This window comes from Actinomadura darangshiensis, assembly GCF_004349235.1.
GTDB classification, from domain to species: Bacteria; Actinomycetota; Actinomycetes; order Streptosporangiales; family Streptosporangiaceae; genus Spirillospora; species Spirillospora darangshiensis.
In genome coordinates this window covers 1-2,062 of record NZ_SMKY01000585.1, presented here as the reverse complement: position 1 = coordinate 2,062, position 2,062 = coordinate 1, and the positions used below count along the sequence as shown (strand labels likewise).

Genomic DNA, 2,062 nt, shown 5'->3' with positions numbered 1-2,062 from the left:
GGTCTCTTCGCGGAGGACGCCGATGATCTCGCGGAGCTGGTCGGTGGCGTCGGCGGCGCCGGTGCGCAGTTCGGCGGCGGCGGCGCGGTGCCGTTCGCCGAGGCCGGGGGCGACCTGCAGGGCGCCGGCGCGGACGGCGATGAGGGCGAGTTCGTGGCCGAGGGAGTCGTGCATGTCCTGGGCGATGCGGGCGCGTTCGCGGAGGCGTTCGCGTTCGGCGATGATGCGCTGCTCGTGTTCGAGGTGTTCGGCGCGTTCCCATCCGGCGTGCAGGAGTTCCTGGTGCTGGCGCCAGTAGCGGCCGACCAGCCATGGCAGGACGCCGAACAGGACGAGCCAGATGGTGGAGGGGAACCAGACGGTGACGTCGAGGCCGCGGACGACCGACAGCAGGACTCCGCCGACGAACACGGCGGTGTAGCCCCACAGGACGGGCTGGGCGCGGACGGTCCGCAGGCCCGTCAGGTAGGACAGGACGGGCATGGCGAACACGAAGTTGCCGTGCACGGCGGTCAGTGAGATCGCGGTGAGCAGCGCGGCGGTGGGCCAGGCGCGGCACACCGCGACGGCGGCGGCGAGGACGGCGAGGCCGGCGGCCTTCAGCCACCAGTAGGCGTGGCCGGGTTGCAGTGGGGAGATCAGGTCGCCGGCGACGGGCAGGGCGAGGATCGCGTACAGCAGGGCGTCTTTGATCAGGGCCGCGCGGGTGGGGCGGGTGATGGTGGCGCGCAGCGCGGACGGCCGTGCGGCCCTGAAGGCGGCCCGTGCGGCGGCGTCCAGGTTGGTGCGGGCGGTGTCGCGGGCGGTGGTGTGTCGTGCCCGGGCGGCCGCGGAGTCGTTCACGGCTCCACGCTACTGTCCGGTGAACTGCGGTGTTACTGACGAAAGTCAGGGTCCGGGGCGGTGGTGAAGATCACCGATGGTGCGCGGGACGGGGGCGGCTGAACTACGGTTGGCCCCGTGACAGCGACCCCGGCACGCCCCCTGCGCGGACAGCGTGGTCTGCGTGGTCTGTGGGGGCTGGCGTGCGGGCCGGCGGGCGACGCCGCGCTGGCGGTGGCGGCGCTGGTGGTGACGGTGTGGATGAGCGTGGCCGCGGCCAAGCCCGAGGATCGTGCGCTGTGGCCGGGCGGGCTGGCGCTGATCGCGGTGGCGTCGGGCGCGCTGGCGTGGCGTCGCCGGTATCCGGCGGCGGTGCTGGTGGTCGCGGTGGTGGTGCCGCCGCTGTACTACCCGATGGGGTTCCCGGACGGGCCGGTCGCGGCGGTGCTGTGGGTGGCGTTGTTCACCGCGGCGGTGGAGTGCCGGCTGGTCGTGTCGCTGGGCGCGGTCATCGCCGTCAACGCCGGGTTCTTGGCGGTGTCGCTGGCGCGCGGCGGGGGCGGCGGCGGCGATCCGGACGCGATCGTGGACGCGCGGGGCGTGGCGTCGCTGTCGATCGGGCTGCTGGTGACGGTGGCGCTCGGGCAGTACGTGCGCAGCCGCCGGGACCGGGCCGAGGCCGCCGAGCGGCGGGCCGCGGCGGCCGAGCGGGACCGGGAGGCCGAGGCGCGGCGCCGCGAGGTCGCCGAGCGGCTGCGGATCGCGCGGGAGCTGCACGATGTGCTGGCGCACCAGATCTCGTTGATCAACGTGCAGGCCGGGGCGGCGCTGCACCGGCGCGACGACGCCGAGCGGGCGTATGCGGCGCTGGAGGCGATCAAGGCGGCGAGCAAGGACACGCTGCGGGAGCTGCGCGGGGTGCTGGGCGTGCTGCGCCAGGTCGACGGCGAGGACGGCGGTGGCCAGCCCTCGGCGCCGCCGTCGCTGGCGCGTGTCGGTGAGCTGCTGGAGCAGACCGCGGCGGCGGGCCTCCCGGTGCGCCGCGCCGGTGACCTGGCCGGTGACCTGGCCGGGCCCGGCTCGGTGCTAGCAGGGCTGGCGGGGCTGCCGGCGCCGGTCGGGCTGGCCGGGTACCGGATCGTGCAGGAGGCGCTGACCAACGCCGTCCGGCATTCGGGGGCGGCGCAGGTGACGGTCGAGGTGCGGCGGCTGCCGGACGAGGTGGTCGTGGGCGTGGACG

2 protein-coding genes are annotated in these 2,062 nt (G+C 75.4%); one reads left to right on the top strand and one right to left on the bottom strand.

Annotated elements, in window-relative coordinates; all coding sequences use genetic code 11:
* Positions 1-843, bottom strand: an 843-nt coding sequence (locus tag E1293_RS50080; RefSeq protein ID WP_243717577.1) for a histidine kinase, incomplete at its 3' end; no start/stop codon positions are given.
* 117 nt (positions 844-960) lie between these two features.
* Between E1293_RS50080 and E1293_RS46630 the strand changes: the two genes are divergently transcribed.
* The coding region (locus E1293_RS46630; protein WP_243717576.1) for a sensor histidine kinase at positions 961-2,062 on the top strand (1,102 nt) is incomplete at its 3' end.